Source organism: Pseudomonas sp. KB_12 (assembly GCF_052114545.1).
Classification (GTDB): domain Bacteria; phylum Pseudomonadota; class Gammaproteobacteria; order Pseudomonadales; family Pseudomonadaceae; genus Aquipseudomonas; species Aquipseudomonas brassicacearum.
The window spans coordinates 250,602-257,391 of record NZ_JBFREY010000001.1; the positions used below are offsets into that span (position 1 = coordinate 250,602).

Genomic DNA, 6,790 nt, shown 5'->3' on the forward strand with positions numbered 1-6,790 from the left:
TAGCGCAACTATAAGTCTTTGCTTATGCATGACCCAATAATTATTCATTTTTGTTAATCAACAGCCAGGACTAGTGTGGGGCTGCGACCAATTGTTACATCTGGTCACGCGTCGGCCTGGACCCCAGGCCGTGGTATCACCGGCTCAAGGGAACCTCCAATTGATAACAAAGATCCTGATCGCCAACCGTGGTGAGATTGCCGTCCGCATCGTGCGCGCTTGCGCCGAGATGGGCATTCGCTCGGTCGCGGTCTACTCCGACGCGGACCGCCATGCGCTGCACGTCAAGCGTGCGGACGAGGCCCACAGCATCGGCGCCGATCCGCTGGCCGGCTACCTCAACCCGCGCAAACTGGTGAACCTGGCGGTGGAAACCGGCTGTGATGCCTTGCACCCCGGCTACGGTTTTCTCTCGGAAAACGCCGAACTGGCAGACATCTGCGCTGAACGCGGAATCAAATTCATTGGCCCTTCGGCAGAAGTCATTCGCCGCATGGGCGACAAGACCGAAGCGCGCCGCAGCATGATCAAGGCCGGTGTGCCGGTCACGCCGGGCACCGAAGGCAACGTGGCGGGCATTGAAGAAGCGCTGACCGAAGGTGATCGCATCGGTTACCCGGTGATGCTCAAGGCCACGTCCGGCGGCGGCGGTCGTGGTATCCGTCGCTGCAACAGCCGCGAAGAACTCGAACAGGCCTTCCCGCGGGTCATTTCCGAAGCCACCAAGGCATTCGGCTCGGCGGAAGTGTTCCTGGAAAAGTGCATCGTCAATCCCAAGCACATCGAAGCGCAGATCCTGGGCGACAGTTTCGGCAACGTGGTGCACCTGTTCGAACGTGACTGCTCGATCCAGCGCCGCAACCAGAAGCTGATCGAAATTGCCCCGAGCCCGCAGCTGACCCCCGAGCAGCGCGCCTACATCGGCGACCTGTCGGTGCGTGCCGCCAAGGCCGTGGGCTACGAGAATGCCGGCACCGTGGAGTTCCTGCTCGCCGAAGGCGAGGTGTACTTCATGGAGATGAACACCCGGGTGCAGGTGGAACACACCATCACCGAAGAAATCACCGGTATCGACATCGTTCGCGAACAGATCCGCATCGCCTCCGGATTGCCGCTGTCGGTCAAGCAAGAAGACATCCAGCACCGTGGCTTTGCGTTGCAGTTCCGTATCAACGCCGAGGACCCGAAAAACAACTTCCTGCCCAGCTTCGGCAAGATCACCCGCTATTACGCCCCTGGCGGCCCGGGTGTGCGCACCGACACGGCGATCTACACCGGCTACACCATTCCGCCGTTCTACGATTCGATGTGCCTGAAACTGGTGGTCTGGGCATTGACCTGGGAAGAAGCGATGGACCGTGGCCTGCGGGCCCTGGATGACATGCGCCTGCAGGGGGTCAAGACCACCGCCGCGTATTACCAGGAGATTCTGCGCAATCCGGAATTCCGCAGCGGCCAGTTCAATACCAGCTTCGTTGAAAGCCACCCTGAACTGACCAACTACTCGATCAAGCGCAAACCCGAAGAGCTGGCCTTGGCCATCGCCGCCGCCATTGCCGCCCACGCAGGCCTGTAAGGAAGTATGACCATGTCCAAGAAGATCTTTGTTACCGACACAATCCTGCGCGACGCCCACCAATCGCTGCTCGCCACCCGCATGCGCACCGAAGACATGCTGCCGATCTGCGACAAGCTCGACAAAGTTGGCTATTGGTCGCTGGAAGTGTGGGGCGGCGCGACATTCGACGCTTGCGTGCGCTTCCTGAAAGAAGACCCGTGGGAACGCCTGCGCCAACTGCGCGCGGCGCTGCCCAACACCCGTCTGCAAATGCTCCTGCGCGGCCAGAACCTGCTGGGCTACCGCCATTACAGCGATGACGTGGTCAAGGCGTTCGTGGCCAAGGCTGCGGTCAACGGCATCGATGTGTTCCGTATTTTCGATGCGATGAACGATGTGCGTAACCTGAAGGTCGCCATCGAAGCGGTGAAGGCCGCCGGTAAGCACGCCCAGGGCACCATCGCCTACACCACCAGCCCGGTGCACACCATCGACGCGTTCGTGGCCCAGGCCAAGCAGATGGAAGCCATGGGTTGCGACTCGGTGGCGATCAAGGACATGGCCGGTCTGCTGACCCCATACGCCACTGGCGAGCTGGTGAAAGCGCTGAAGGCCGAGCAATCGTTGCCGGTGTTCATCCACTCCCACGACACCGCCGGCCTGGCCGCGATGTGCCAGCTCAAGGCGATCGAAAACGGCGCCGATCACATCGACACCGCGATCTCCAGCTTCGCCTGGGGCACCAGCCATCCGGGCACCGAGTCGATGGTCGCGGCCCTCAAGGGCAGTGAGTTCGACACCGGCCTCAGCCTGGAACTGCTCCAGGAAATCGGCCTGTACTTCTACGCCGTGCGCAAGAAGTACCACCAGTTCGAAAGCGAGTTCACCGCGGTGGACACCCGCGTCCAGGTCAACCAGGTGCCGGGCGGGATGATCTCCAACCTCGCCAACCAGTTGAAAGAGCAGGGCGCACTGAACCGCATGAACGAAGTGCTGGCGGAGATTCCGCGCGTGCGCGAAGACCTCGGCTTCCCGCCGCTGGTGACCCCGACTTCGCAGATCGTCGGTACCCAGGCGTTCTTCAACGTGTTGGCCGGTGAGCGCTACAAGACCATCACCAACGAAGTGAAGCTCTATCTGCAGGGCGGTTACGGCAAGGCGCCAGGCTCGGTGAGCGAGAAGCTGCGTCGCCAGGCCATCGGCAGCGAAGAGGTGATCGACGTGCGTCCGGCCGATTTGCTCAAGCCGGAAATGACCAAGCTGCGCGGTGAAATCGGTGCGCTGGCCAAGTCCGAAGAGGACGTACTGACCTACGCCATGTTCCCGGACATCGGTCGCAAGTTCCTCGAAGAACGCGACGCCGGCACCCTGACCCCGGAAGTGTTGCTGCCAATCCCCGAGGCGGGCAGCGTGAGCTCGGCGGGCGGCGAAGGCGTGCCGACCGAGTTCGTCATCGACGTTCACGGCGAAACCTACCGCGTCGACATCACCGGTGTGGGCGTCAAGGCCGAAGGCAAGCGTCACTTCTACCTGTCCATCGATGGCATGCCGGAAGAGGTCGTGTTCGAACCGCTCAATGAATTTGTCAGCGGCGGCAGCAGCAAGCGCAAGCAAGCCACTGCACCGGGCCATGTCAGCACCACCATGCCGGGCAACATCGTTGATGTGCTGGTCAAGGAAGGCGACGTGGTGAAGGCCGGTCAAGCAGTGCTGATTACCGAAGCCATGAAGATGGAAACCGAAGTACAGGCGGCCATCGCCGGCAAGGTCACCGCGATTCATGTAGCCAAGGGCGACCGGGTCAACCCGGGCGAGATCCTGATCGAGATCGAAGGCTGAATAAACAGCCTCGATACAACGCTTTAACCTCGGGGGGGCATGTGCTCCCCTTTTTTTTGCCTGTCAGAACATCATTCTCCACTGGCCCACCAGTGCACCGTTGCGATTGTCCTGGCCCGTTTCGCCGCGATAGTTCAGCCCCAGGGTATGTCGTGGTGAAACGGCCAGGTCCAGCCCGGCCTCCAGGAGCAGGTTGTCACGGTCTAGTTCGACACCTTCGACGGTATAGATGCCACTTCCGCTAGCCATACGCTGATGTGAGGTGCCCCTTACGTCGCCATACAGGTGCTTCCAGCCGAGATCCAGTCGCGGCGTCAACCGTATGCCTCGGTCGAAAATCAAAGGGCGGGCGAGGCGCAGGCCGAGGTCGCTGCTGTAGTGTTCCTGTGCCTGGCCGTTGTACTGCAACGCGGCGTCCCCACCTTTTTCGGTATAGGCATCGCGTTGATAGCGCTGGTAACCCACTTGGACATAGGGTTCGATATCGAAATGTCCAACATCCAGGTTGTAGCCGATCTGTCCAAAGACCTGCTGTGTCGTGGCATCGTAACGACCCTTCAAGCGATCCCTGAATCCGTTGAAGGCAACGTGGCGCTTGGTGCTGCCGTCATGACTGCCATGGACAGCGCCCAGGCGCAGCGCCAGCGGCCCGTCCTGGCGCAAGGCGTAAGCGCCTGCGAGCCAACTGTCCAGGGCACCGTCGAACTGATAACTGTCCATCCGCGTCTGGGTCTTGCTGCCGATGATGCCCAGCCGCCAATCGGGGCTGACAGCCCAATCAGTTCCCAGCATCAAACCTTTTGTCGAATGCTTGAGAGCAAAGTTTCCCAATTGCTTGGCGAGGCTGCCGCTATTGCCGATGGCCTGGACCCAGACTTGGCCGTTGTCGTACCCATCCGCCGGACTTCTCCGGCTCATGGCCGAGAGCATTCCCGTGCTGATCGGCGCGACACTGCTCAGGGTGGCGTTGCCCAGGTCGGCGGTGTCATAACCGCCCAGTTGGTCGATGGCATCGGCGGCGGTGGTCAGGTTGGTGCCAAGCAGGGCGTTGATGGCGGCGTTGGGTTTGGGCACAGGTTGGGTGGCTGACGATTGAGCCGCAGGTGTTGGCGCGGTGCTGGCAATTTTTGGTGGTTCGGTGAGTTTTGACGTTGGGCGAGTGGCTTGCGGCTTGGCGGCTGGGGATGGTACTGGCGCTGAAGTGCCGCTAGGTGCTGGCGGCGATGGTTTGGCTGACTGCGGCGTCGGGATAGCGCTTACAAATTCTTGGCCGTTGGGATTTACCGTGGCTTTCTCAAGGGGCACCTCGTTGCGAGCGAGGACCAGTCCCACTTGTTTCTCCGTGGTGTAGTCCGGTGTAGCCGTCATGAAAGCGAGTTCATTGATGACCTTCCCAAACTTACCATCGATCTTGTCCGCCTTGATCACGACGTGCTTGCCGGCTTCGGTGGGTTCGCCCGATACAGCGATGATTTTCAGCGTCGCATTACCCAAGGTGGCTGTACCGCCAACCTTGATCGCGGCGCTGCCTTTCTCTGCGTCGATCCCATAAACCAGCGTTGCGCTCCTGGAAAACTTGAGATCGTTGATAACCGAAGGGGCACCCAGTTCTGGTCCGACTTCCATCAGGCCCGTGACATCCAGCGTGTCGACCGTCCCGTTACCGACGAACGTACCCTTCTTCCCGACAAGCACAGGTCCGGCCACGGTACCGTGGTTATCGAATACGCCGAGAACGTGCACCGCGCCCGTAATCTGGCCGGTGTTGGTCAGCCTGGCCTTCGAATCGACCAGGCTTCCTCCGTTGAAAGCACCGCCGTTTGACCATTCACCTTGCTTGAAATACGAATCCTGGAAGTTGCGTGTTTCGCCTAATGCGCCTCCCCCGGCGGTATCCAATAGCAAGACATTGGTACCTCCGCCACCGTCGGTGAGCCCGAAAAGTTTGCCTTGCTTGCTTACGATCACCAGATCATTGCTGTTGTCCTTCAACAAGGGTGTTTCGCGGGCATTGGTGACATTTTCACGTTTCGTATCCGCTGAAGGATCCATGAACGTCTTGAGGCGGGCTTGCATTTGGGCGGTTGTTTCAACGGGGCGGGCTTCCCCGGCAACTGACTGGGCCATCGAAACCTCGGCACAGCCAAGCGCCAAGGCTATTGCCAGCGCGAGATGTTGAGGCAGGAATGAATGTTGGGTTCGCATCGAATGTGACCTCTCATGAAGGAGGTCGCACTTTAAAAATTTCACCCTGGGCGGCGATGCCAGCCATCTCCTCGCCGTGGGAAAGATTCGGTGGATGAAATTTGTAGGCTGCTCGTGCTGCGATCAGCGTGTTGGTTCGTTGGCTTTCATGGTTCGAGGCTTTGCCTTACAGCCCGCACGGACCTTTCTGTTTGACCAGTATTTGACGGGGCAATCACTGCCGGCGGATGCCTTGTTTAAACTGTTGGGATGAAGACTTGAGGTTGTCCGGCAGCGCTCATTCGAAAGCGCAACTGACCAACTGCTCGATACAGATTGGGTTCGCGATGGTAGGCTTCCGGCCGATCAAAATTGAGCTTTGTAAACCCATTCTGTGTTTCGCGTAGGATGGTTCCGAGATACGGAAAATCAGCGTTGTATCGTTAGGGCCTCGCCTATAGTTCTCTCGTCACCGACAAATCGGTGATCGATCTTAGCCGGTCGAACAAGAGTGCACGAGCGCCCCCAATGGCGGCGCTTTTTGCTGCCTGTGTTTTACATTTATGGCGGCTGTGCGGGGGACATCTTCGGGTGTGCCGGATTCTCTTGTCCGGTCGGCTAACCCGCGTACAGCTGCCACCCACATTCGTTTAGCCGCGAGCGGTGGTAGCTCCCAACTCAAGAGAGCAACCCGATGATCAAGTACCATCCCCTTCAAGCCAATACCAGCGTCGGCGCCACACTGTTTATCGACACAGAGGCTGGTGCCTCCGATCTTTTGGAAACTGCTGCACATCGCATCAAAGCCGCTCGAGACTTACTCAACAGCGTCTCCTGTCTATGCCTGAAAAACGCCGAGGGTTATGACCTGGAGCACTTCGCCAACGCCGCGCATCTGTTGTTGCAGGACGGTTGCGATGCGCTGGAAGTGTTGGGGTGGAGCATCGGTGGGTGTGATCTCCAAACTGCACCTGCTAGCGATTCGGCTGCACCTCAGACGGATTTTCCTGTTTAGCCGTTGAGCTGGGTGGGATTTTGGGGGCGGGGTGTATATCCGTTTCTGCGGTAACGGCCACTTAGGGTTCCGCCCTGACGGCGGCTCACTTTTGAGAAGCGCAAAAGTAAGCAAAACGCTTTTGCCCCACCACTCGGCACCTCGCCTAGGCTCGGTGTGCCCTCACTCCGGCATTGCTCCGTGGGCCGCCGCGA

Annotated in this window: 4 protein-coding genes; 3 read left to right on the plus strand and 1 reads right to left on the minus strand. The window is 59.5% G+C overall.

Features of this window, described 5'->3' with window-relative positions:
• The first annotated feature begins 160 nt into the window (after positions 1 to 160).
• Together AB4Z20_RS01175 and oadA are read left to right on the plus strand one after the other, a co-directional pair.
• Entirely contained in the window at positions 161 to 1,576 is a 1,416-nt protein-coding gene (locus AB4Z20_RS01175) for an acetyl-CoA carboxylase biotin carboxylase subunit (RefSeq protein ID WP_003187105.1), read from the plus strand.
• 12 nt (positions 1,577 to 1,588) lie between these two features.
• Complete coding sequence (gene oadA / locus AB4Z20_RS01180) at positions 1,589 to 3,397, plus strand: sodium-extruding oxaloacetate decarboxylase subunit alpha (RefSeq protein WP_253470477.1); 1,809 nt, start codon at positions 1,589 to 1,591, stop codon at positions 3,395 to 3,397.
• 63 nt (positions 3,398 to 3,460) lie between these two features.
• On the opposite strand, the gene AB4Z20_RS01185 is transcribed toward oadA, so the two are convergent.
• Positions 3,461 to 5,602, minus strand: coding sequence for an autotransporter domain-containing protein (locus tag AB4Z20_RS01185; protein ID WP_442089167.1), 2,142 nt, complete (start codon positions 5,600 to 5,602; stop codon positions 3,461 to 3,463).
• A gap of 673 nt (positions 5,603 to 6,275) precedes the next feature.
• Here AB4Z20_RS01185 and AB4Z20_RS01190 point away from each other — a divergent pair.
• The gene (locus AB4Z20_RS01190; RefSeq protein WP_253470473.1) at positions 6,276 to 6,596 is read left to right on the plus strand and encodes a hypothetical protein; all 321 of its coding nucleotides are present in this window, start codon (positions 6,276 to 6,278) and stop codon (positions 6,594 to 6,596) included.
• Positions 6,597 to 6,790: the final 194 nt, after the last annotated feature.